We start from the raw sequence: 21,951 nt of genomic DNA, 5'->3' as shown, positions 1-21,951 counted from the left end.
CTATCTAAGAGTAAATACCCTAAAAAGCAAAACACCCTACTGGAATTCCCTCCTCTTTTTTAGCAATTTATCTATCGTAATCTCCTAAGAAATACATATATTATAAAAAAAGACCCTGATTCAATACAGAATCAAGGTCTTCTATCTTATTCTTATTCGCCTAGTGATTTAACCCAAGCAGCCATTTCTTCTATGTTCTCTTGTGGAACTATTTTAGCTGGCATGTTACCTTTACCATTTGCAAGCACATCTTGAATTTCTTCTTCAGATAGCTGAGTAGCCACTAGAGATGGATTGGGTCCAACGCCTTCGTACGTATTACCATGACAGTTAATACATTTTTGCTGAGCAAAAGCTTCAGGATCAAATTCTTCTGCAGAAGCTTGGTCATCGCCGCCTTCTCCTGCTTCTTCGCTATGTTCGGCAATTTCTTGCTTATTTCCAACACCATCGATAGATAAGAAGAATATTAGACCGATACCAAATGCCATAATTAAGATAAATGGAATTATTGGATTTTTTTGCATAGTTAACCCTCCCTCTTTAAATACATGAATTCTATTATAGAATTAGTCAACAATAATATTGTACTTCATTCTACAAAAAACGGAAAGCATTAACAGGTAACTTTTCTAGTATTGTGACAAATTCGACATATTTACGGGAGTTAGCAGCCAATATGTCTTGCTATCACCATACGTTGTACTTCTGAGGTTCCTTCCCCGATTTCTAGTAACTTAGCATCTCTCATATATCGTTCCACTTCGTATTCTTTCATATAACCATAGCCCCCGTGAATTTGAACAGCCTGATCAGCAACCTCCATCGCAATCTCCGAAGCATACAGCTTACACATAGATGCTTCCTTGCCGAACGCTCTGCCTTGATCCTTCAACCAAGCTGCTTTATATACCATATTTCTTGCAAGCTCAATTTTCATCGCCATATCTGCAAGCTTAAATTGAGTAACCTGGAACTCTGATAATGTCTTACCAAATTGTTTGCGCTCTTTTGAATATTGGAGTGCTCGCTCAAAAGCTGCTTGAGCAATACCTACTGCCATCGCGCCTATCCCAATACGTCCGCCATCTAAGGTAACTAAGAACTGCTTAAAGCCCTCCCCTTTTTTCCCTAATAGATTTTCTTGAGGAACTCTTACATTGTCAATCACTAATTCAGTTGTATTGGAGGCATTCAGCCCCATTTTCTCATAATTATCAATCACCTTAAAGCCTTCCGCATCTGTTGGCACAATAATTGCGGAGATTTCCTTTTTCCCATCCTTAATGTCCGTAATTGCGGTTAAAGCCAAATGCTTTGCATAGCTAGCATTTGTGATAAATGATTTATTTCCATTTATGACATAGTCATTTCCATCCACTTTTGCAGTTGTCTGTGTTCCCCCTGCATCAGATCCTGCATTTGGCTCTGTAAGCCCAAAAGCCCCAAAGGACTCCCCTGTACAAATTGGTACGAGATACTTTTGTTTTTGTTCTTCCGTACCAAATAAGTTTAATGGCGCTCCCCCTAAGGAGATATGAGCAGAATAGGTAATTCCAGTTGACGCACATGCTCTACTTAATTCCTCCGTTACAATGGCAAAGCTTACCGTATCAGCACCCGCTCCACCATATTCTTCTGCAAATGGTAGCCCCATCATCCCCATGTCGGCTAACTGTTTGAAGATTTCTTTTGGAAAGGCTTTCGTACGATCCCTTTCGATTGCTCCAGGAGCAACCACTTCATCAGCAAATTCCTTAATCGTACGTTTAATCATTTGTTGTTCTTGCGTTAAATCATAATTCATTTTTCTTCATCCCCTTTGTAAATAAAAACGCTTACAAGAACATTATACTAAATAAATAAAATATTGGCAGATTTTAAATGAACGAGAAAATGATTGAGAAATTTGTCGCATATACAGGGAGAGGATTCAGATGAACCATATACTAAAGAAATAGAGTTGTAGAGCAATGCTAGAGGATCTTTAACAATTGCAGGAAGTCTATACAAATGAAAAGGAGAATTTTTTATGGACAGGTATGATTCGTTAAAGAAAAAAATCATAGAGAAAAGAAAGAGTGGCCAAGACTTTGAGTAACGGATAAAGGAACTAAGAGAGAAAAGAAGAATGCAGTTGGAATCTATTGAAGAGAAATACCAACTTCCAAAAGGAGAATGAAGGTTAGAAGCAGCATCGACCACTCCAAATCAGCGGCACGCAAAAGCGTTGGACGTGCTTTCTTGTTTTTTGAGCCTAGGGTTCCGCTGACTGGTTCTCCGCTGCGTCGGACGCTTTCCACAGGGTGAGCGGTAAGCCATAGCCGAACGCTACGCGTGCCGTTGCTATGGCTTACCAGACTCCCTCATCCTGTAGGAGTCGCCGATGCTGCTACGAACCAATAGTGTTACCATAGTTAAGCTCCTTCTTGTCTAATAAGTCCCAAAATATAATCCATCAGAAATGAGAGATTTATTCCCTACCTCTAACAAAGTATTTCTTTGCACTGATCTCCGCTGCGTCGGAGGCCAACAGGATGTTGGTCAGGAAAACGTTGTCACACGATGTGACGTTCTTAGTTTTCCCTCACCAAAGGCAAGCCAGTAATAACCCTAAGAGAATCATAAGTACTAAATCTATATTTATGTATATCAAAAACTTATCTTAGCATTCGTTCTTTCTATTTCCCAAATTTTTATATTCTTTCTTAGTGTCCTAAGTAAACAAAACGATCGTATAAATAAAGATGACTATGCATCCTAGTATTCCCGAGATAGTAAAATAAATTAGCTTTAACCAGAAACCAGCTGCCAGCCATGAGAGACAATTTGTAATTAATATGACAAGTAATGCAGTCGAGCTTTCTGAGAAATAACTTTCCCAGCACTTGAAGGACACAGCTAATAGTAGTAGGGCGGATAATATTAGTAAAATAGTTTTGATAGTAGAGCTCTTTTTATGTCTAATAGCAAAAACAAGAAAAAAGATAATAGTGAAAATCGCTAGGATGATAGGTGCAATTGCATTAGATGTTAGAAAGATGGCGGCTATAATAGAGGTCGTCAACAGACCTCCTACAATAAGCAAGAATAATGCCAGCTTACTTCTCTTTTTCTGAAGAATGGATTTTTGTGCTAGTGGTTCGTTTTGCTCTTCCATTTCTCCTTGTGCATAAAGAGTTATTAAAAAATCACAGTAGTGCTCAGGCAAAAGCTTATTTTGTTTCCAGAACGCAATTTCATTTAAGATAATTTTTTTTCGTTGCTCGGACATAGCTTTCCTCATTCCATTGGAAAAAAGACATCCTTCAAGCAAGGATGTCTTTTTTCTATTCTAAGAAATCTTTTAATCGTTTACTTCTAGAAGGATGACGTAGCTTTCTTAAAGCCTTCGCTTCTATTTGACGAATACGTTCTCTCGTAACGCCAAACACTTTTCCTACTTCTTCTAAAGTACGCGTTCTACCATCATCTAAACCAAATCGTAAACGAAGAACATTTTCTTCTCTATCTGTTAGAGTATCTAATACATCTTCTAGTTGTTCTTTTAAAAGCTCGTAAGCTGCATGATCTGATGGAGATTGTGCATCAGCATCCTCGATAAAATCACCTAAATGAGAATCGTCTTCTTCTCCAATTGGTGTTTCTAAGGAAACAGGCTCTTGAGCTATTTTTAGTATTTCTCTTACCTTTTCAGCTGGTAAGTCCATCTCTTCTCCAATTTCCTCTGGAGAAGGCTCTCTTCCTAAGTCCTGCAATAATTGGCGTTGTACACGGATAAGCTTATTGATTGTTTCCACCATATGAACCGGAATACGAATAGTTCTTGCTTGGTCAGCGATAGCACGAGTTATTGCTTGTCGAATCCACCAAGTAGCATACGTACTAAATTTAAATCCTTTTCTATGGTCAAATTTTTCCACTGCTTTGATTAGTCCCATGTTACCTTCCTGAATTAAGTCTAGGAACAACATCCCACGTCCAACATATCTCTTCGCAATACTTACTACTAGTCGAAGATTAGCCTCTGCTAAACGTTTTCTCGCTTCCTCGTCACCTTGTTCAATACGTTCCGCAAGCGCAATCTCTTCAGAAGCCTTTAATAGATCCACTCGACCGATTTCTTTTAAGTACATACGAACAGGATCGTTAATTTTCACACCTGGTGGTACACTTAAATCATTCAAGTCAAATGTCTCTTCTTCTTTCCCTTTCATCAGACGGTCTAAATCCTCTTCATCCCCGTCTTTTCTTCCAAGCTCAATTCCTCTGCCTTCCAAATTGTCGATAAACTCTTCAATTTGGTCGGATTCTAAATCAAAGTTTGCAAGCTTTTCTGCTATATCTTGGTAAGTAACCTCACCATTTTTTTTACCTAATTCAATCAGTTGTTTTTTTGCTTCCTCTAATGATAATTCAATATCAGTTTCTTTTGTACGTTCAGACTTGTCCGCCATAAGAATTCCTCCTTTTACTACCGGATTGTTACTCAAAAGTCGCTAATGATTTTCTCAATTGGATAGCCTCTTGAGCTAATTGTAGCGCTTTTGCTATATCAGTCATTTTTTCTGCTTCTCTTGCTTCTTGTAATTTGCGTTCTATCTGTTGCTCTATCCGGTATTTTCTAATATGGCGCAAACAGTCCATGACTTCCTCTTTTTCATGGTCTGGATCACGTTCTGAGAGCGCTGCTTCCATTACAATTTTTCTAAGTTCCGCATCGTTTAAAACTTCTAAAAATCGTTGATAATCACCATCTGGATAGTCTTCATAAAATCCCATCAAACGGACATATGAAGCTTCATAGGCATCTCGTATAAAGCACTGGTCCTCTATATGATTACGTACCATATCAATTATCTGGGGATTGTGGAGCATATGGGAAAGTAATATTCTCTCTGCTCTTTCATCTGCAGAAAGGGTACGACTTTGTTTTAAAGTTTCTATAGAAACCGGCTTAGATAAGCTTTGCTCATCTTTAGAAACCTTTGCTTTTTTCCCTTGAATTTTACGTAGATGTTGATAAATTGCTTCTTCTGAAACGTTTGTTTCTTGAGAAAGCTGTCTTACATACAAGTCTCTTTCTACGGTTGAGCTTCTATCGCTCAGTATTTCCAATATTTCTTGAATATACTGTAATGTATCATTCTCATTATTAAAATTTTTGTCCTTCTTTAAGACAATCATCATAAATGAAAGATAGGAATGAGGTTTCTCTATGATTTTCGTTCGAAAAGCCTCGGGACCATAATGCTTAATATAGTCATCTGGATCCATGGCATCCGGTATTAGAGCAATCTCTGTTTGAATACCTTGAGCTTGAAGTGTAGTGGCAGCTCTTCTAGCAGCCTCCATCCCAGCTCGATCTCCATCGTAACAAAGTGTCACCTGAGAGGTTAGTCTGTTTAGCTTTGTTATATGTTGAGACGTCAACGCTGTTCCCATTGTTGCAACAGAATTATTGACTCCTGCCTTTGAAGCAGCTATAACATCTAAAAACCCTTCAAAAATAACCACTGCTCGCTCTTTTCGAATATCTAATCTGGCCTTATCTAGATTATAGAGGACCTGGCTTTTTTGAAAGATAGGAGATTCCGGACTATTTAAATACTTGGCTTCATTTTCCCTTTTCTCGAGGATTCTTCCAGAAAACGCAATTACATGACCCGTTTCATCAAACACCGGAAACATTATGCGGCCTCTAAAACGATCAAAATACTTTAACTCATTTTCTTTTCTTATAATAAGACCAGTTTTCTCAATTTGTTGTAAATCCATACCTTTCCGCTCTAATAACGTAGTAAGAGCATCCCAGCTAGGAAGAGACCAGCCTATTTTATACTTTTCGATGAGCTCAGTAGAAAACCCTCTTTCTAAGAGATAATTTAATGCACTCTCTCCTTCCACAGTATTCAGTAAAAGGTGATGATAATACTCGCTCGCAAATTCATGTGCTTGCTTCATCATCGTCTCTTCCTTAGAGACGGCTTTTGATACGGAATGACCATTGGAAACTCCTTCTACCATTAACCCTACTCTATTTCCGAGCTTACTTACTGCCTCGTGAAAAGATAAGTTTTCGATGTCCATAAGAAATGTAATCACATTTCCCCCTGCACCACAGCCGAAGCAATGAAAAATCTGCTTCTCTTGGGTAACTGAAAACGAGGGTGTCTGTTCTCCATGAAATGGACATAATCCAAAGAAATTTCTACCTCTTTTCGTAAGCTGAACATACTCACTAATTACATCTACAATATCATTACTATTTCTAACTTGTTCGATTACTTGTTCGTCTATACGAGTTGTCAAGGTTTTCACCATCTTTTCTTGCTACATTTAATTTATTCGATAAATCATAGAAAAATCCTGCAAGAATCGACAAAATAATTCATAAAAAAATATTCTATTTCCTTTTTCCACAAATAAATATTATAAAACATTTTATTATATTAATCTATTATTTTATTTATCCTAGAAAGCCAAAAATAATAATAGGTTTCCAATAATTATATGACAGACTACAAGAATGAGATGAATCGACAGGCGACCTCGTTAAACTGGACAAAGCTTAAACATTAACAAAGAAGGTAACTGAATACAGGTACCTCCTCTCAATTCTTTTCTGCTAACGAAACAACAATTATCATAGCTTCTTTAGGAATAATCAATTACGGTAAAAAGCTATCTTTGCTGCACATGATTTATAATAAGATTTGCAGTTTCTTCTACTGCTCTATTCGTTACATCAATCACTCTACAGCCTATCTTATTAACTATTCTATCAAAGTGAACAATTTCCTCCTGGATTCTTTCAATTTTTGCATAGCTGGCTTCTTCATTTAAGCCAATTGCTAGTAATCTTTCCTTGCGGATAAAATTTAGTTTTTCAGGAGTAGTGACAAGCCCAAAACATTTGTCCGGGTCAATTTGAAATAGCTCCTCTGGTGGCTCTACTTCAGGTACAAGTGGAACATTTGCAACCTTATATCTTTTATTAGCCAAGTATTGAGAAAGTGGCGTTTTAGAGGTACGAGAAACGCCAATAAGTACGATGTCTGCTTGGAGTAGCCCTCTTGGATCTCTACCATCATCATACTTTACTGCAAATTCAACCGCCTCAATCTTTTTGAAATAGTCCTCATCTAGCTTTCTCACTAACCCTGGCTCTTCAAAAGGTTTTTCGTCTAATTGCTTTTCCAAAATTTGAAGAATGGGACCAATAAGATCGACACATTGCAATTGATATTCCTTACAATATTTCACTATTGCATCTCGCATATCTGCACGAACTAATGTATATAAAATACTTGCATTTTGCTCCTTTGCAAGCTCCGTTATTTCTTTTATGTGATCCAGAGAATCAATGTGGGTAAAACGCTTCAGCTTTGTGTGCTGGAGCCTCGGCCTAAATTGACTAATAGCTGCTTTAGCAACCAGTTCACCTGTTTCCCCAATAGAATCTGAAACAATAAACACGTTTAGCATTCTCATTCTCTCACTCCTTATAAATCATGATCATCAGCTAATGATAAGAAAGCACGAGTGATGTTCGTTTTCGTTATTCTTCCCACTACCTCTAGCCCATCTTTACTTTCCCGTACAACTGGTAGTGAATCTATTTGCCGGCTCATTAATTTTTTTGCTACATCAATAATAGTATCTTCTTTAAAGCAGTAAGTAATATTCGGCATCCTAGTCATAATCATATGAACTGGAATTTTGTTTAAGTCTTGATTCCCTATGCTGATTCGCAGAAGATCTTTTCTGGAAAGAACCCCTGATAATAAAGATTGCTTATCTATGACAAAAAGAGAACCAACATCCTCTAAAAACATATGGCAGATAGCATCATAAACAGTCATCCCTTCTTCTACGACCACCGGGATGGATTGAAAATCTTTGACAAGCATCTTTGCTATGTCTTCCGAAATTAAATGACTTGTTTTTTTTCCAGAATAAAAATAACCTACCCGAGGTCGTGCATCTAAATATCCGGCCATTGTTAAAATGGCTAGATCAGGTCTAAGGGTAGATCTAGTTAAATGAAGTCGTTCAGCAATTTGTTCACCTGTAATAGGGCCGTTTCCTTTTACTATGTCCAAAATCTCGACTTGTCTTTTGTTGAGCTCGATTGGACTCACCGCCTCAATTTTTTCTTAGTACTAAATAATTATAACACTAACCCACTCATTGCGAAATAAAGATGCATATGATAAGATTTATATAAATATTTTAGCGATGAAGAGCATAATAAGTACTGTAATGAAAAGCGAGTGGTGATAGTGAAAGACCACGCTACAGGAAAACGGCAGCTCAGAGCTTATTGCTTTTAAAGAGGATTGCTTTTGCAATCAATCGGGGTGGAACCGCGGGTTAATAACTCGTCCCCGGGCTAATTATAGTCCGGAGACGGGTTTTTTATATTCTTTAAAAGTTTACAAAAACGGAGGTTTTAACATGGAAAAGTCAATGGATAATGTAGTAAGTTTGGCAAAACACAGAGGATTTGTTTTCCCAGGCTCAGAAATTTATGGTGGTTTAGCAAACACTTGGGATTACGGTCCACTTGGAGTAGAGCTTAAAAACAATGTAAAAAAAGCATGGTGGAGAAAATTTGTCCAAGAATCTCCTTATAATGTGGGACTAGATGCAGCAATCTTGATGAACCCTAAAACTTGGGTTGCCTCTGGTCACATTGGTAACTTTAACGACCCAATGGTGGATTGTAAGCAATGTAAATCACGCCATCGAGTAGACAAGATAATCGAGGATGCTTTAGAGAAAAAAGGAATTGAAATGGTAGTAGACGGACTTTCATTCGAGAGAATGGGAGAAATTATGAAAGAGCATGAGATTGTATGTCCTTCCTGCGGTGCATTTGATTATACAGAGATTCGTCAATTCAATCTTATGTTCAAAACCTTCCAAGGTGTTACGGAATCTTCCACTAACGAAATTTATCTTCGTCCAGAAACAGCACAGGGTATCTTTGTTAACTTTAAAAATGTACAACGCTCTATGCGAAAAAAAATGCCATTTGGTATTGCTCAAGTAGGTAAGAGCTTCCGTAATGAAATTACTCCAGGTAACTTCACCTTTAGAACAAGAGAATTTGAACAAATGGAGCTTGAGTTCTTCTGTAAGCCTGGAGAAGATATGGAATGGTTTACTTACTGGAGAAATTTCTGTAAGGATTGGCTTCTAAACTTAGGGGTTGCGGAGGACAGCATTCGTTTAAGAGATCATTCAGAGGATGAATTATCTCATTACTCAAATGCTACAACAGATATTGAATACAAGTTCCCATTTGGCTGGGGAGAGCTTTGGGGTATTGCAGATCGTACAGATTATGATCTAAAGCAGCATATGGAGCATTCTGGAGAAGATTTTCAATATATTGATCCAGTAACAAACGAGCGCTATGTACCTTATTGTATCGAACCTTCCTTAGGAGCAGACCGTGTTACATTAGCATTCCTATGTGAAGCTTACGATGAGGAACAGCTTGAAGGTGACGATAAACGTACTGTATTACGCTTCCATCCCGCTCTTGCACCTATTAAAGCAGCAGTATTACCTCTTTCTAAAAAGCTTTCAGAAGGAGCTACATCTCTATACGCTGAGCTTAGCAAGCATTTCATGGTGGAATACGATGAATCCCAATCCATCGGTAAACGTTACCGCCGTCAAGATGAAATCGGTACCCCATTCTGTATTACTTACGACTTTGATTCAGAAACGGATGGACAAGTAACAGTTCGTCACAGAGATTCCATGGAACAAACAAGAATGCCAATCGCAGATGTAAAAGCATATATTGAAAATCATTTAAATTTCTAACTCATAGAAAAAGATCCAATAGAGGCCTATTCCTCTGTTGGATCTTTTTTTGGTTGAAAGAATTCTGGAGTCTTTTCCATTTGATCTAAAAAAGCTTGAGATTTCAAGCGTATTCCTACCTGCTCAGAGTAAATCGTTCGTACGATTTTTTTTATAAATCCCTTCGTTTCTTTTTTTAAGGATAGCTTTCCAACTTGTTCAATAGGAACATTATAAAAAGTACGAATTAGTTTAACCTGTGCGGGATTTAACCGAATTAAGTATGGATCTATCTCGAAGCATCGGTGACAGAGAAATCCAATTTGAGCAAAAGAAAAAGCAAATTCTCCATCTGTTGCCCCGCAATTAGTGCATTGATGAAGCACTGGATAAATTCCTGCTACCGGGAGCATTTTCCATTCTACAAAGAGGCTGATAGCTTCTGGATCATACTCCTCAGAGATAGCTACTAATGCCTGCTGCAGTATAGTAAAAACAGCAGGTTTAGGTCCTTCATCATCCACTAGCTTATCCACTAACTCCATGATAAAGCTTGCATAAGCCGTCGTAAATATATCCTCTCGAATGGATCTCATGGAATCAATGATTTCACCCTGCTGGAGAGCTCCCATTCCTCTCCCTTGCTGGATCAGAAAGTAGGCATAAGTAAAGGGCTGCGAAATGGAGGAAAGCCGACTAGTCGGTTTCTTTGCCCCTCTTGCCATTGCAGCCCTTTTGCCAAGCTCCCTGGAGAAAATGGTTACAATTTTATCTGTTTCTCCATAGGATGAAGTGCGTAGGACGATTCCTTCTACTTTTTGAAGCAAGCGCCTTCACTCCTTTAAATGCTTAATACTCATCTTCTCGGAAACCGTAATCTCTTAAATGAGCAGATTTGTTTCTCCAATCCTTCTGAACTTTTACCCAAAGCTCTAAAAAGACTTTTGAACCGAGAAGCATTTCGATATCCTGACGAGCACGAGTCCCTACTTCCTTAAGAAGAGCTCCTCTTTTTCCAATCACGATTCCTTTTTGAGAGTCTCTTTCTACCACGATTGTAGCCATTACTCGGATCATTTCCTTATCGGTATTTTCTTCCTTTTTAATGCTATCAATCACCACAGCAATAGAATGCGGAATCTCTTCTCGCGTCAGATGCAGAACCTTTTCACGAATTAATTCCGAAATGATAAACCGTTCAGGATGATCTGTCACCTGATCCGCTGGATAATACTGTGGCCCTTGTGGAAGATAGCCTTGGATAGTCTCTAAAAGACGTTCCACATTATTTCCCTGTAAAGCGGAAATCGGTATAATCTCCGCAAAGTTATACTTATCCTTATAAGACTCGATAATGGTAATTAGGTCGTCTGGATGAACTTGGTCTATCTTGTTGATTACTAGGAAAACAGGTGTTTCATTGTTCTCTAGTAAATCAATGATAAACTCATCGCCTTTTCCAATTCCCTCAGTGGCATTTACCATAAATAAAATAACATCTACTTCTCTTAGAGTATTTTTCGCTACCTTCAGCATGAAATCGCCGAGCTTATGCTTTGGTTTATGAATTCCAGGAGTATCGATGAAAATCATTTGACTCTGTTCAAGGGTCAAAACACCCTGTACTTTGTTTCTTGTTGTTTGTGGTTTATCGCTCATAATAGCAATTTTTTGTCCTATTACCCGATTTAAAAACGTTGACTTCCCAACGTTCGGTCTTCCGATAATAGAAATAAAACCTGATTTATAGTTTTCATTGTTTTGCTGCATAATCCATATCCTCCGTTGTAAAAGCACCTGGCAATAAATCTGCGACGGTTGTTTTTGTTACATTACCCTTAAGGTTCGTTAAATAAACTGGCATACTTTTGTCACAGAATTCCACTAGTACTTGACGGCAAGCGCCACATGGAGAAATTGGTCCATCTGTATTCCCAGAGATTGCGATGGCTGCAAATTCCTTTTTTCCTTCCGAAACCGCTTTAAAAATGGCCGTTCTTTCAGCACAATTTGTTAAGCCGAATGAAGCGTTTTCAATATTACACCCTAAAATGATCTCGCCATCTTTCGTAAGTAAAGCAGCCCCAACAGGGAACTTAGAATATGGTACATATGCATTCTCTCTAGCTTTTATAGAAGCCTCTAATAACTTTTGTTGATCCATCATTTACTATCACACCTTCAGTTTAGTAATACCAGCCATTTAGGAAGAAAAATAATACTTCCAATAATTATCGTAGCGACAGCATATACAAGACAAGCCGCAGCTGCTAAATCCTTCGCTTGTTTTGCAAGCGGATGATAATCTGGTGAGATGAGATCCACCACTCGTTCAATTGCAGTATTTATTAATTCTATCATAAACATGCCGGAAACTAATAATATCACCACTGTCCATTCTAGTCTAGAAAGACTACTAAAAAAACTAACAATCATCACAATCACAGCAGCTAATAGATGAATACGAAAGTTCTGTTCAGTTTTACATGCTGTCACTATACCTTGAGATGCATGTACAAAGGAACGAAGTAGCTTATGAAGGTTCATGGCCTTCACGCTTCAGCCCGAAAGCTTGTAAGATAGTCTCTTGTAGGCCAAACATTTCTTGTTCCTTTTCTTGCGTGTCATGGTCGTATCCTAAAAGATGAAGGAAACCGTGTACAGCTAAGAAACATAACTCTCTTTCAAAAGAATGATTATATGACTCTGCCTGCTCCATGGTTCGATCAACAGAAATAATAATGTCTCCTAATAATACAGGAAGCTCCGCATCTTTTATTTCTATTTCTCCTTCCCCCATTTCCTCCATTGCGAAGGAAATAACATCAGTCGGCATATCTTTTCCTCGGTATTCAAGATTAATTTTGTGAATCTCTTCATTTGTAACAAAGGTAACACTTACCTCCGCTCCTTCTTTTACAGACAGCTGTTTAGCTGCAGACTGTAAAACCTTTTCCACTAAAACAATTGCTTCCTCTTCTAACTTACCCGTTTCATCCATTAAATCCAGTTCTAACATCTATTTCTCTCCTTTTTCTATTTCGGATACTCAATTCTTGAATGGAAGGTACCATTCATTGTCGAACAAAAGCTCTCTTCTATCAATTTTATCTCTTTTAAGGAAAGGTCACATTCATCAAATTGACCATCTAATAGCTTATCTTTAATAATTGCCTGTATGACCTGTTGAATCTTCTTAGCATCAGGCTCCTTCATAGAACGAACTGCCGCTTCCACGCTATCAGCAACAGAAATAATTGCAGCCTCCTTTGTTTGAGGCTTAGGCCCTGGATATCGATAATCCTCTTCCCGAACATTCGGATTTAGCTCCTTGGCTTTGTGATAAAAAAACTTTAGCAATGTCGTACCATGGTGCTGTTGGGCAATATCCACAATTTCCTTTGGCAGTTTATTCTTCCGTAAAATTTCTGCTCCCTCCACAGCGTGAGCTATAATAATATCTCGGCTAGACTCAGGTGACAAGTTATCATGTGGATTATACCCATTTAATTGGTTCTCAATAAAAAATCCAGGTCTATTTGTCTTTCCAATATCATGATAATAGCATCCTACTCTAGCTAATAAGCCGTTTGCCCCTATTACCTCACATGCAGCCTCTGCTAAATTTGCGACCATCAGACTGTGATGATAGGTGCCAGGAGTCTCGGTTAATATTTTTTTGAGTAGCGGGTGATTTGGATTGGACAGCTCGATAATTCTCATAGCAGAAAGCATTCCAAAAGCTGATTCTAAGAAAGGTAGAATCCCGATTGTCATAGCTCCTGATAAAATTCCGGAACACAAGGCCGCCCCTATATAAAATACAATATCTAAAAACTCATAAGTTGTCTTAGTTGTTAATAAATAAAAGATAATAAACAATACATTTACAGCTGATACAATAAAACTTGTCCGAAGTATTTGTGAGTTATTATACATTTGTTGCATAGCGAATATACCAGCAATACATCCAAATAATATATACAATGATACTTCCATTTGAAAGATATTCGTATATCCTTCTTGAAAAATAATACCTGCATAAGCAGCAACTACGAAACTAGTAATAAAAGCTGCACGCTCGTTTACTAATGAATAGACTAGCATTGAAACTAAAGCGGTTGGGAATACAAAGGCTATCACAACATCAAAATTATAGGCAATCGATTGTATTACCTTCATTATTAACACAGAAAGAAGTAAGCTAAAAGAAATAACGATGATGTTCTTGATCTTCTCCCTATTCTTTTCTTCTTTGAAAATAGTTTGTCTAAAAAGAACCCACATGGTTAAAAGAACAAACAAGCCTAATCCGATATAGGGCTTATAAGTTTCTTTATCGTCGGATAACATGCCTAAAAGCTCTAACTGTCTATAAACCTCTTTACTAACAATCTCTCCTTTTTGGACCAAAATTTGTCCTTGAAGAATTCTTGTTGGCTCTACACTCGCTTTGGCTTGTTCAATACGTTGATTGGTTGCTTCCTCATTAATTACCTCTGTAGCAACAATTACATTTCGTGATATGGTTACGATTACATTCATAAAGCTTTCAGGATAATGAAAGGTGTTACGAACTTCTTGAATAACCTTTTCTCGTTCACTCGGTAGATCTTCACTTCGTATTGGCTTACTAAGCGAATCCTCAATGATTGGCGTAAGATTGTCTCGCACATCCCTTAAGGAAGAAACATATTGACTAAGAAGCGCTCTTAAAGACTCATCGGAAAGCGAAATATATTGTTCATTATCCTCTAATGCCTTGAGCTCCTTTTTCAGTTCTTCAATAGCTAATCTTACGCCAGCTTCATCCTCTTGGTTTATCTGCTTTTGTTTCACCTCTATGACTGCATCAAAAATGGACTCTGTGATAGTTGCCTGATTTTCGGCAGTCTCCTCCTGATATTGATACACAGGAGTGACCTCTGAGGCAGCCCTTTCTCTTTCTTCCTCGGTCTTAACTGGATCCTCCATCGTCTTAACAGCACGAATCGTTTCTGGTGCTAAATTCATATACCGAATATCATATGTATTTTCTTTTACGTTTCCAATAATCAAGAAGAACATGCAAACGGAGGTAATGAGTATAATCAAGAAAGGCAGATACTTATTATCTTTTATTTTCAAGCTCCATTTATTCTTTACCATCCAATTCTCATCCCCTTTGCCTATTAGGTTTATTATACCGTAAAAACAAGACAATTCACTATATATTCCAAATTCTTGTAGAAGAAAAACGAAAACAAGGAAAAAGAGAGGATGGTGCTTTTTCTTTATACAAAGTAAACAAGAAATAAACTTTGTACCAATCCGAGTTCCTTTTTACCATAAAAAAATAAGACACTTTCAGTTCGTTTGAACAGAAAATGCCTTACCTTACTTAGATGTCATTCAGCCTTCATCTCATCAACGTTTCATTTATAACAAAGTTTCAGAAAACTATCCTCGTAGCCCTTTTTGGATTATTGGTGCTCCTCATAAGCAGTGATAATTTTTGCTACTAACGGATGTCTTACAACATCCCCTTGTTCTAGATATTGAAAGTGAATCCCTGGCACATGATGAAGGATTTTCTCCGCCACGATTAAACCGGATTCTACTCCTTTAGGTAAGTCTATCTGCGTTTTGTCACCTGTTATAACCATTTTCGATCCAAATCCAAGCCTAGTTAAAAACATTTTCATTTGTGCTTTTGTTGTATTTTGTGCTTCATCGAGAATGACAAAGGCGTCGTCTAACGTTCTACCACGCATATATGCTAGAGGAGCTACTTCAATAGTTCCCCTCTCGATTAAGCGTTCTGTTTGCTCGGGTCCCAGTACATCATGCAGTGCATCATATAGAGGGCGTAAATACGGATCTACCTTTTCCTTCAGATCTCCCGGTAGAAATCCTAAGCTTTCTCCAGCTTCTACAGCTGGACGAGTTAAAATAATACGTTTAACGTGTGCATTTTTTAAGGCCTGAGTAGCCATCACGACGGCTAGATACGTTTTACCAGTACCGGCTGGCCCAATACCAAACGTTAGGTCTGAGTGTCGTATACCATGCACATATTCTCGTTGTCCAATTGTTTTGGCACGTATAGACTTTCCTTTTGTATTTCTTGCAATTTCTTCATCATACAAGCTAGAAAAATATTCGATGGTACCACTGTGACTCATTTCGATGGCAGAGGAGACATCTCTAAGATTAATATTAATCCCTTTACGTATGACTTCTAATAATTGATTTACTAGCTTTTTTGCTTCTAGAACTTTCTGTTCGTCTCCGACAATTTGAACGGATTCGCCCCTTGTAATTAACTGAACGTTTAATTCTTCTTCAATTAGCTTTACATTTTTATCTGATATTCCCAGAAGCATCACAGCTTCTGAAGGGTCTTGTAAATTTATGTCTAGTTTTTGTTCGCTCATGCTCCGTCTCCTTGAGGTATAACTTGTGGTATCGCAATATTTTCATTAATTAGTAATAAAAGCTTCCCCTTTACTTTATCATTTTGTAGGGATACCTGCAAAACTTTATCCTCTAAAATTTGAGTTTCAGCGGGCATCTCATTCAAAATCTTTTGGAATAACAATGGTCTGATTAAAGTGTCCAATGATTCTTCTGTTATCTGATAGGAAACCTTTTCGGATGATTGAACATAGCCTGCACTTATATATGGTCGAATAAACTGAGGTAAAGAAATTTCCTTCCAATATTCTCGTTCGTTCTTTCCTTTTCTTTGAATGACAAATTCCTTGTTAGAAGGCTCCATTAGTGTTACCTTTGTAGGTACCTCAAAATTCATTTCAATCCAATAGCTCGCATAAACCTTACCCTCAGCACTGGTGATAATGGTTTTATCTCCCTGCTTCACAAATCCATTAACTAAAATATCTCCTTTCTTAACCGATACATTTTTTTCGACTGCTCGGACACCTTTAACTAAACTAAAGTCTGTAATGACGCCGCTTCTTTTGGCAACAAGATGAATTGCTGGTGCGTTTTTCACTTCTCTTTGCTCAAGCTTTGGAGCTAGCATTGGAGTGACAGTAAAGGTAGAGCCTGACTTAGTGAAATGTATCCAAGAGAATTCTTTATTTTTCAGTAATAGGCTTTGCCTTATTTCTTGTTCAGATGGCAAATTGGATGCTAGCATTTTTTCTTTTATTTTCATTCCCTTCAGTTGCTCTTCAATTAACACCTTACTTTCAGGGGAGTAGGAAACAATGTCAATTCGCCATATAAATTGCGAAAGAAGGATAGGGATAAGCAAAAATAATAGAACCCCCACAATGGTATACGAATAGATTGTTACTGTTTCTTGCTTTGCCTCGTCCTGTAATGACACCGGAATTTTAAGTGACTTTCTTATTCTACGGAATGTTTTGATATCTTGTTTTCGAATGGAAAAATACAAGTAGCCTTGACTGCTATATACACTATATACGTTGATTTTTTGGGAGGCTAATTTCTGAAATAAAGAAAATTGATCAATATTCTCTGGTAGCTTTACTTTAATAAGCTGCATTATTGATTAGAATCCCTTCTCAGTATTTGAAATCTTTGTAGATTTTGAACCTGGAGATGCAATCGGTCCATGGAAAGAGTTTTTATGTATAGCTTTTCTGCCTGTATTTCTAAATGATAGTTATCGTATAAGCATTGTATTGTAGTCTCTGTAAGTTTTAATAACGTAAGCTCGTAATCTAACACGATTTCATCAAAATTTTCAATCATAATACTCGCATGGAGTGGAAATAATTGTCTAATAAAAAACACCCCTTTACTTGAATTTATGCAAGTAAAGGGGTATTCATGTGTTATCTTTTGGATTTTGGTGGTCCTAATATCTCGGAAAATATTATTCCCCGAAGCAATTCATCTTCCGTGCTCGGCAGTACATTTTGAAGAACCGGTTTTTCTTTCGTTTTAAGCTGTGTATTATCCTGATGCATAGATAGCCTTCCTTTACCTTGAGCTGGCTTACTACGATCGATTGTATGGCTTATGGTACGATCCGGAAGCTCATGTACCTTATCCCTTGCCAGAGGAGGAGCCTGTGTATGAATTGGAGTAGGTTTCTCCCTTTGCAACTCTCTTTGCTCCATTTGGCTTTGCTGTTGCTGTTGAAATTCCTTTGCAAGCTCCCCCAAATTTTTAAAAGGGTTCTGATTAACTGGTCCTTGCTGCTGTGGTCTATTAATTGGCTTGGGAGCCTTATTTTCTGGCTCCTTCTTTTTGCCAAAAAAACTGGTTAACAACGACAGGATAATTAATATTATTATACTTTCCAAGGAGAAAACTCCTTTCTGCTATCGACTAGTCCTTTAACTCATCAGAAGAAGGCTTGTCGCCACCAATTTTACTGATGGAGTCTCTCATACCAGTATCCGCTTTAATATTATTATAATTCATGTAATCCATGACACCCATATTTCCTTCGCGTAATGCTTCTGCCATTGCTCTTGGAACTTCAGCTTCAGCTTCCACTACTTTCGAGCGCATTTCTACTACTTTTGCTTTCATTTCTTGCTCTGATGCTACGGCCATTGCACGGCGTTCCTCAGCCTTAGCCTGTGCAATTTTCTTATCAGCCTCTGCTTGCTCTGTTTGAAGCTCGGCACCAATATTTTTACCTACATCCACATCCGCGATATCAATCGACAGAATTTCAAATGCAGTACCAGAATCTAAGCCTTTAGATAAAACAGTTCGAGAAATTAAGTCTGGATTTTCTAATACTCTCTCATGACTCGCACTAGAACCGATTGTACTAACAATCCCTTCACCTACACGGGCAACAATTGTTTCTTCTCCAGCTCCCCCAACAAGGCGATCGATGTTCGCACGTACTGTAATACGAGCCTTTGCTTTTACTTCAATACCGTTCATAGCTACACCTGCGATGAATGGCGTTTCAATTACTTTTGGATTTACAGACATTTGAACTGCCTCTAATACGTCACGACCAGCTAAGTCGATTGCAGCAGCTCTTTCAAAGCTTAATTCAATATTAGCACGGTGAGCAGCAATTAGAGCATTTACTACTCTGTCTACATTACCACCAGCTAGATAATGGCTTTCTAGCTGATTAATCGTAACTGCTAGACCAGCTTTATGTGCCTTAATTAATGGATTGACAATTCTAGACGGAATTACTCGACGTAGTCTCATCCCTACTAATGTAAAAATACTAATCTTAACCCCTGCAGCTAATGCAGAAATCCATAGTGCAATCGGGAAAAAAGTTAAGAACACGGATAGTAGGATAAATGCAACTACCACAATTATAACTATACCAATCACTCCACTTGTCATACTTGTTCATCTCCTTCTCTTGCTTCTCGTACCACAATACGAGAGCCTTCTGTTTTAATAATTACTACCTTCTTATCCTTGGCAATAAAACTGCCATCTGATATAGCATCAATTCGCTCGTTTTCAATACGTATAGTGCCAGAAGGTCTCAAAGGTGTCATTGTAACTGCAATTTTTCCTAGCAAGTCTAAACGGTTTTGATTGGATACATACCCTTTTTCAGTTGTGGTAGCATCCGTTAGAACCATTTTATTGAACACCTTTAATTGTTTTTTAAAAAACTTCATAATAATCACCATTCCCATTATTGCTACTGCTAACGCTATTAATACAGCAACCCCCATATAAACAAAGCTTTCACCAGAAATCATAATACTTCCGATAATTGCAGCTAAACCAAGTATACCACTTATCCCTCCAGGTAAGAAGAATTCCGCAATAATTAGCACGATTCCAATTGCCAATAAAATGAGCGCTTCAAATCCAGCAAGTCCCGCTACCAAATGACCAAAAAAGAATAGCCCTATTGCACTTAGCCCCATGATTCCAGGAACTCCAAAGCCCGGTGAATATAGTTCTAAAATTAACCCTAAGCTTGCAATAGAAAGCAGTATTGGGACAATGATGGGATCTGTTATAAATCTAGCAAGGGATTCCATAAAAGTCTGTTCTACTTCTACTACGGTGGCACCGGATAGATCAGCTTTTTCTAATAAATCATTTAGGGAGGAAACTGTTCCTTCCGAATAGCCAACCTCTACTGCCTCTCTTGATGAAAGTGTAAGTAACTTCCCTTTACCTGCACGATATTCTGGCAAAGGTACATCTTCATCAGCCATCGCTTGGGCGAATTTAGGATCTCTTCCACTCCCTTCAGCAGCATTGATCATCTTTGCTATCCATGCACTAGTAGCTTTCTTGTCAGCGGCATTCCCATTACTGTCAATTACGGCTGCAGCACCAATAGACCCACCAGGAGACATATAAATCTCATCTGTATGAAGCGCTAAATAGGCTCCAGCAGAAAGCGCTTCCGTATTTATATAGGCAATTTTTTTAACGGATGTTTCATCTAAGAGATTTGCTATATCTTCAGCTGAATCTACAAATCCACCAGGAGTATTAAGCTCAAAAATGATGGCATCCGCATTAGCTTCCTCAGCATCTCGAATGGCCCGCTTTAAAAAAGCATGTAATCCTCTTTCTACTTCTTCATAAACAGGAACTTTATAGACGGTTGGTGATTCAGCAGATGCAGGAGGAGTAATGAAAAGAATAGACATGTACAAAAGACATAATGCAAAGAAAAAACGAGACAATTTCACCTTTTACCCTCCTTTCCTTCTATATGTATACTACTTTATACGTATAAGTATCAATATAGTTTCAATAAAATAAAATAAACCGAGAAAATAATTTTCTCGGTTTACATAATTGTAAATGTTAATCATACAGTACGTGTTTTGAACGCAGGGATTTTTTGGGATTAAATTACCACTTACGTTTACGTGCAGCTTCTGATTTCTTTTTACGTTTTACGCTTGGTTTTTCATAAAACTCGCGCTTTCTAACCTCTTGAATTGTACCACTTTTAGATACAGTACGTTTGAAGCGGCGAAGAGCATCTTCAAGCGATTCGTTTTTGCGAACGACAGTTTTTGACATCTCTCTTTCCCTCCCTCCGAACACACGTGTGTACATAACCAATTGTTATGTACTAAAAAATTATACCGTATTGAGTAGATTAGGTCAATACTTTTAAAACTAATTAATAATCTGAGTTGCTTTCTAGTCCTTGAGCAATTTGGACACCAGAGCTAGCACCAATTCTAGTTGCCCCTGCTTCAACCATTGCCTCTACATCTTGAAGACTACGAACTCCACCAGAAGCTTTTACTCCTAGGTCCGGCCCAACAGCCTGACGCATAATTTTAACAGCATTTACTGTAGCTCCTCCAGTTGAAAAGCCAGTAGAAGTTTTTACAAAGTCCGCTCCAGCTGCTTTAGAAAGCTCACTTGCTTTTGCTATTTCTTCATCCGTCAGCAAGCATGTCTCTAAAATAACTTTTACAATAGCTTTGCCTTTCGCTGCTTCTACAACAGCTTCAATGTCCTTTTGAACAAATGTATAGTCTTGATCCTTAAGCGCCCCTACATTTATCACCATATCAATTTCTTCCGCACCATTTTCAATTGCATTTGTCGTTTCAAACGCTTTTACTGCTGAAGTAGTTGCCCCTAAAGGAAAGCCAATTACAGTACAAACCTTTACTGGAGAACCTTTCAAAAGCTGCGCACTGTATGCAACCCATGTAGGATTCACACAAACGGAAGCAAATTCATATTTTCTTGCTTCTTCACAAAGAGTCTCAATTTGTTTCTTTGTTGCATCTTGTTTTAATAATGTATGGTCGATTAAACCGGCTATGTTTTTTGTCATATGATGACTCCTTCCAACTTGTACGTACCTCTTTATATTACTGGTAAATAGAAAAAAAATCTAGGAACTAAGTATATTTCACCACTTATACTTAAATCAAGTGAGAGAGTGTAATTTTAACTTGGTTCTTTTTACCTTTTTTAGAACACTAATGTTATCCACCCGCAACCCGGGGTTGATTTGCGTTTTGGCTGGACGCTTTCCTGGGGGCGCGGCTCCAACTAAATTGTTTCGGATGCTTCCGAAACAATTGGATTTTCCGCACGCGCTTTATCCCCTAGGAGTCGCCAGCCGACACTTCAATCAACTTTTTCTAATATGCCATCCCCTACTTTCTTTGATGAACACTATTAAAACGGTTAAAGGTCACAAAACAAACGAAA

22 protein-coding genes are annotated in these 21,951 nt (G+C 38.0%); 1 reads left to right on the top strand and 21 read right to left on the bottom strand.

The genetic code is table 11. From position 1 onward, the window contains the following. Positions 1-152: 152 nt before the first annotated feature. The 7 genes from cccA to ccpN form a co-directional block, all read right to left on the bottom strand. Positions 153-527: a cytochrome c550 gene (gene cccA / locus AC1ECF_RS01710; protein ID WP_480387653.1), complete on the bottom strand. Its 375-nt coding sequence runs from the start codon at positions 525-527 to the stop codon at positions 153-155. Between the two features lie 140 nt (positions 528-667). Continuing rightward, the gene (locus AC1ECF_RS01705; protein WP_480387652.1) at positions 668-1,807 is read right to left on the bottom strand and encodes an acyl-CoA dehydrogenase family protein; all 1,140 of its coding nucleotides are present in this window, start codon (positions 1,805-1,807) and stop codon (positions 668-670) included. Between the two features lie 909 nt (positions 1,808-2,716). Next, a complete protein-coding gene (locus AC1ECF_RS01700) occupies positions 2,717-3,274 on the bottom strand; it encodes a hypothetical protein (protein ID WP_480387651.1) in 558 nt (185 codons plus the stop codon). 55 nt (positions 3,275-3,329) lie between these two features. Continuing rightward, positions 3,330-4,457: an RNA polymerase sigma factor RpoD gene (rpoD, locus tag AC1ECF_RS01695; RefSeq protein WP_480387650.1), complete on the bottom strand. Its 1,128-nt coding sequence runs from the start codon at positions 4,455-4,457 to the stop codon at positions 3,330-3,332. Positions 4,458-4,485: 28 nt separating this feature from the next. Next, the gene (gene dnaG / locus AC1ECF_RS01690; protein ID WP_480387649.1) at positions 4,486-6,312 is read right to left on the bottom strand and encodes a DNA primase; all 1,827 of its coding nucleotides are present in this window, start codon (positions 6,310-6,312) and stop codon (positions 4,486-4,488) included. Between the two features lie 372 nt (positions 6,313-6,684). After that, positions 6,685-7,494 carry a pyruvate, water dikinase regulatory protein gene (locus AC1ECF_RS01685; RefSeq protein WP_480387648.1) on the bottom strand — a complete coding sequence of 270 codons (810 nt, stop codon included), beginning with the start codon at positions 7,492-7,494 and terminating at the stop codon, positions 6,685-6,687. Between the two features lie 11 nt (positions 7,495-7,505). Next, positions 7,506-8,144: a transcriptional regulator CcpN gene (gene ccpN, locus AC1ECF_RS01680; RefSeq protein ID WP_480387647.1), complete on the bottom strand. Its 639-nt coding sequence runs from the start codon at positions 8,142-8,144 to the stop codon at positions 7,506-7,508. Positions 8,145-8,460: 316 nt separating this feature from the next. Between ccpN and AC1ECF_RS01675 the strand changes: the two genes are divergently transcribed. Continuing rightward, positions 8,461-9,843, top strand: a complete 1,383-nt coding sequence (locus AC1ECF_RS01675) for a glycine--tRNA ligase (protein ID WP_480387646.1) — start codon at positions 8,461-8,463, stop codon at positions 9,841-9,843. A 26-nt stretch (positions 9,844-9,869) separates the two neighbouring features. Here the strand turns inward: AC1ECF_RS01675 and recO are convergent, their stop codons facing one another. The 14 genes from recO to deoC form a co-directional block, all read right to left on the bottom strand. Then, on the bottom strand, positions 9,870-10,649 hold the full coding sequence (gene recO / locus AC1ECF_RS01670) for a DNA repair protein RecO (RefSeq protein ID WP_480387645.1): 780 nt from the start codon (positions 10,647-10,649) through the stop codon (positions 9,870-9,872). 22 nt (positions 10,650-10,671) lie between these two features. Beyond that, a complete protein-coding gene (era, locus tag AC1ECF_RS01665; protein WP_480387644.1) occupies positions 10,672-11,592 on the bottom strand; it encodes a GTPase Era in 921 nt (306 codons plus the stop codon). Then, positions 11,576-11,986, bottom strand: a complete 411-nt coding sequence (locus tag AC1ECF_RS01660; protein WP_480387725.1) for a cytidine deaminase — start codon at positions 11,984-11,986, stop codon at positions 11,576-11,578. Before AC1ECF_RS01660 ends, era begins: the two co-directional genes overlap by 17 nt. Before the next feature lie 17 nt (positions 11,987-12,003). Then, positions 12,004-12,369: a diacylglycerol kinase family protein gene (locus AC1ECF_RS01655; protein WP_480387643.1), complete on the bottom strand. Its 366-nt coding sequence runs from the start codon at positions 12,367-12,369 to the stop codon at positions 12,004-12,006. Continuing rightward, positions 12,356-12,841 carry an rRNA maturation RNase YbeY gene (gene ybeY, locus AC1ECF_RS01650; RefSeq protein WP_480387642.1) on the bottom strand — a complete coding sequence of 162 codons (486 nt, stop codon included), beginning with the start codon at positions 12,839-12,841 and terminating at the stop codon, positions 12,356-12,358. The genes AC1ECF_RS01655 and ybeY overlap by 14 nt, the downstream gene beginning before the upstream one ends. A 17-nt stretch (positions 12,842-12,858) precedes the next feature. Then, complete coding sequence (locus tag AC1ECF_RS01645; protein ID WP_480387641.1) at positions 12,859-14,970, bottom strand: HD family phosphohydrolase; 2,112 nt, start codon at positions 14,968-14,970, stop codon at positions 12,859-12,861. 314 nt (positions 14,971-15,284) lie between these two features. Continuing rightward, positions 15,285-16,238 carry a PhoH family protein gene (locus tag AC1ECF_RS01640; RefSeq protein WP_480387640.1) on the bottom strand — a complete coding sequence of 318 codons (954 nt, stop codon included), beginning with the start codon at positions 16,236-16,238 and terminating at the stop codon, positions 15,285-15,287. Continuing rightward, entirely contained in the window at positions 16,235-17,338 is a 1,104-nt protein-coding gene (locus AC1ECF_RS01635; RefSeq protein ID WP_480387639.1) for a sporulation protein YqfD, read from the bottom strand. Before AC1ECF_RS01635 ends, AC1ECF_RS01640 begins: the two co-directional genes overlap by 4 nt. Continuing rightward, positions 17,338-17,547, bottom strand: a complete 210-nt coding sequence (locus tag AC1ECF_RS01630; protein ID WP_480387638.1) for a hypothetical protein — start codon at positions 17,545-17,547, stop codon at positions 17,338-17,340. Before AC1ECF_RS01630 ends, AC1ECF_RS01635 begins: the two co-directional genes overlap by 1 nt. Before the next feature lie 83 nt (positions 17,548-17,630). Next, the gene (locus tag AC1ECF_RS01625; protein WP_480387637.1) at positions 17,631-18,104 is read right to left on the bottom strand and encodes a hypothetical protein; all 474 of its coding nucleotides are present in this window, start codon (positions 18,102-18,104) and stop codon (positions 17,631-17,633) included. A 25-nt stretch (positions 18,105-18,129) separates the two neighbouring features. After that, positions 18,130-19,128 (bottom strand): flotillin-like protein FloA, encoded by a 999-nt coding sequence (gene floA / locus AC1ECF_RS01620; RefSeq protein ID WP_480387636.1) that lies wholly within the window; start codon positions 19,126-19,128, stop codon positions 18,130-18,132. Then, complete coding sequence (locus AC1ECF_RS01615) at positions 19,125-20,453, bottom strand: NfeD family protein (RefSeq protein WP_480387635.1); 1,329 nt, start codon at positions 20,451-20,453, stop codon at positions 19,125-19,127. Before AC1ECF_RS01615 ends, floA begins: the two co-directional genes overlap by 4 nt. A 166-nt stretch (positions 20,454-20,619) precedes the next feature. Further along, positions 20,620-20,793 carry a 30S ribosomal protein S21 gene (gene rpsU / locus AC1ECF_RS01610; protein WP_004227078.1) on the bottom strand — a complete coding sequence of 58 codons (174 nt, stop codon included), beginning with the start codon at positions 20,791-20,793 and terminating at the stop codon, positions 20,620-20,622. Between the two features lie 103 nt (positions 20,794-20,896). Beyond that, positions 20,897-21,568, bottom strand: a complete 672-nt coding sequence (gene deoC, locus AC1ECF_RS01605) for a deoxyribose-phosphate aldolase (RefSeq protein WP_480387634.1) — start codon at positions 21,566-21,568, stop codon at positions 20,897-20,899. Positions 21,569-21,951 lie beyond the last annotated feature (383 nt).

Source organism: Psychrobacillus sp. Z3-81 (assembly GCF_056620325.1).
The sequence above is the reverse complement of the archived record's forward strand: the minus strand, read 5'-3'. Positions and strand labels throughout refer to the sequence as shown.

Excerpts from the sequence above, each read along its gene's own strand:
- cccA (WP_480387653.1), bottom strand. The coding sequence starts at position 527 with ATGCAAAAAAATCCAATAATTCCATTTATCTTAATTATGGCATTTGGT.
- AC1ECF_RS01705 (WP_480387652.1), bottom strand. The coding sequence starts at position 1,807 with ATGAATTATGATTTAACGCAAGAACAACAAATGATTAAACGTACGATT.
- AC1ECF_RS01700 (WP_480387651.1), bottom strand. The coding sequence starts at position 3,274 with ATGTCCGAGCAACGAAAAAAAATTATCTTAAATGAAATTGCGTTCTGG.
- rpoD (WP_480387650.1), bottom strand. The coding sequence starts at position 4,457 with ATGGCGGACAAGTCTGAACGTACAAAAGAAACTGATATTGAATTATCA.
- AC1ECF_RS01685 (WP_480387648.1), bottom strand. The coding sequence starts at position 7,494 with ATGAGAATGCTAAACGTGTTTATTGTTTCAGATTCTATTGGGGAAACA.
- AC1ECF_RS01675 (WP_480387646.1), top strand. The coding sequence starts at position 8,461 with ATGGAAAAGTCAATGGATAATGTAGTAAGTTTGGCAAAACACAGAGGA.
- era (WP_480387644.1), bottom strand. The coding sequence starts at position 11,592 with ATGCAGCAAAACAATGAAAACTATAAATCAGGTTTTATTTCTATTATC.
- AC1ECF_RS01660 (WP_480387725.1), bottom strand. The coding sequence starts at position 11,986 with ATGGATCAACAAAAGTTATTAGAGGCTTCTATAAAAGCTAGAGAGAAT.
- AC1ECF_RS01655 (WP_480387643.1), bottom strand. The coding sequence starts at position 12,369 with ATGAACCTTCATAAGCTACTTCGTTCCTTTGTACATGCATCTCAAGGT.
- ybeY (WP_480387642.1), bottom strand. The coding sequence starts at position 12,841 with ATGTTAGAACTGGATTTAATGGATGAAACGGGTAAGTTAGAAGAGGAA.
- AC1ECF_RS01645 (WP_480387641.1), bottom strand. The coding sequence starts at position 14,970 with ATGGTAAAGAATAAATGGAGCTTGAAAATAAAAGATAATAAGTATCTG.
- AC1ECF_RS01640 (WP_480387640.1), bottom strand. The coding sequence starts at position 16,238 with ATGAGCGAACAAAAACTAGACATAAATTTACAAGACCCTTCAGAAGCT.
- AC1ECF_RS01635 (WP_480387639.1), bottom strand. The coding sequence starts at position 17,338 with ATGCAGCTTATTAAAGTAAAGCTACCAGAGAATATTGATCAATTTTCT.
- AC1ECF_RS01630 (WP_480387638.1), bottom strand. The coding sequence starts at position 17,547 with ATGATTGAAAATTTTGATGAAATCGTGTTAGATTACGAGCTTACGTTA.
- floA (WP_480387636.1), bottom strand. The coding sequence starts at position 19,128 with ATGACAAGTGGAGTGATTGGTATAGTTATAATTGTGGTAGTTGCATTT.
- rpsU (WP_004227078.1), bottom strand. The coding sequence starts at position 20,793 with ATGTCAAAAACTGTCGTTCGCAAAAACGAATCGCTTGAAGATGCTCTT.
- deoC (WP_480387634.1), bottom strand. The coding sequence starts at position 21,568 with ATGACAAAAAACATAGCCGGTTTAATCGACCATACATTATTAAAACAA.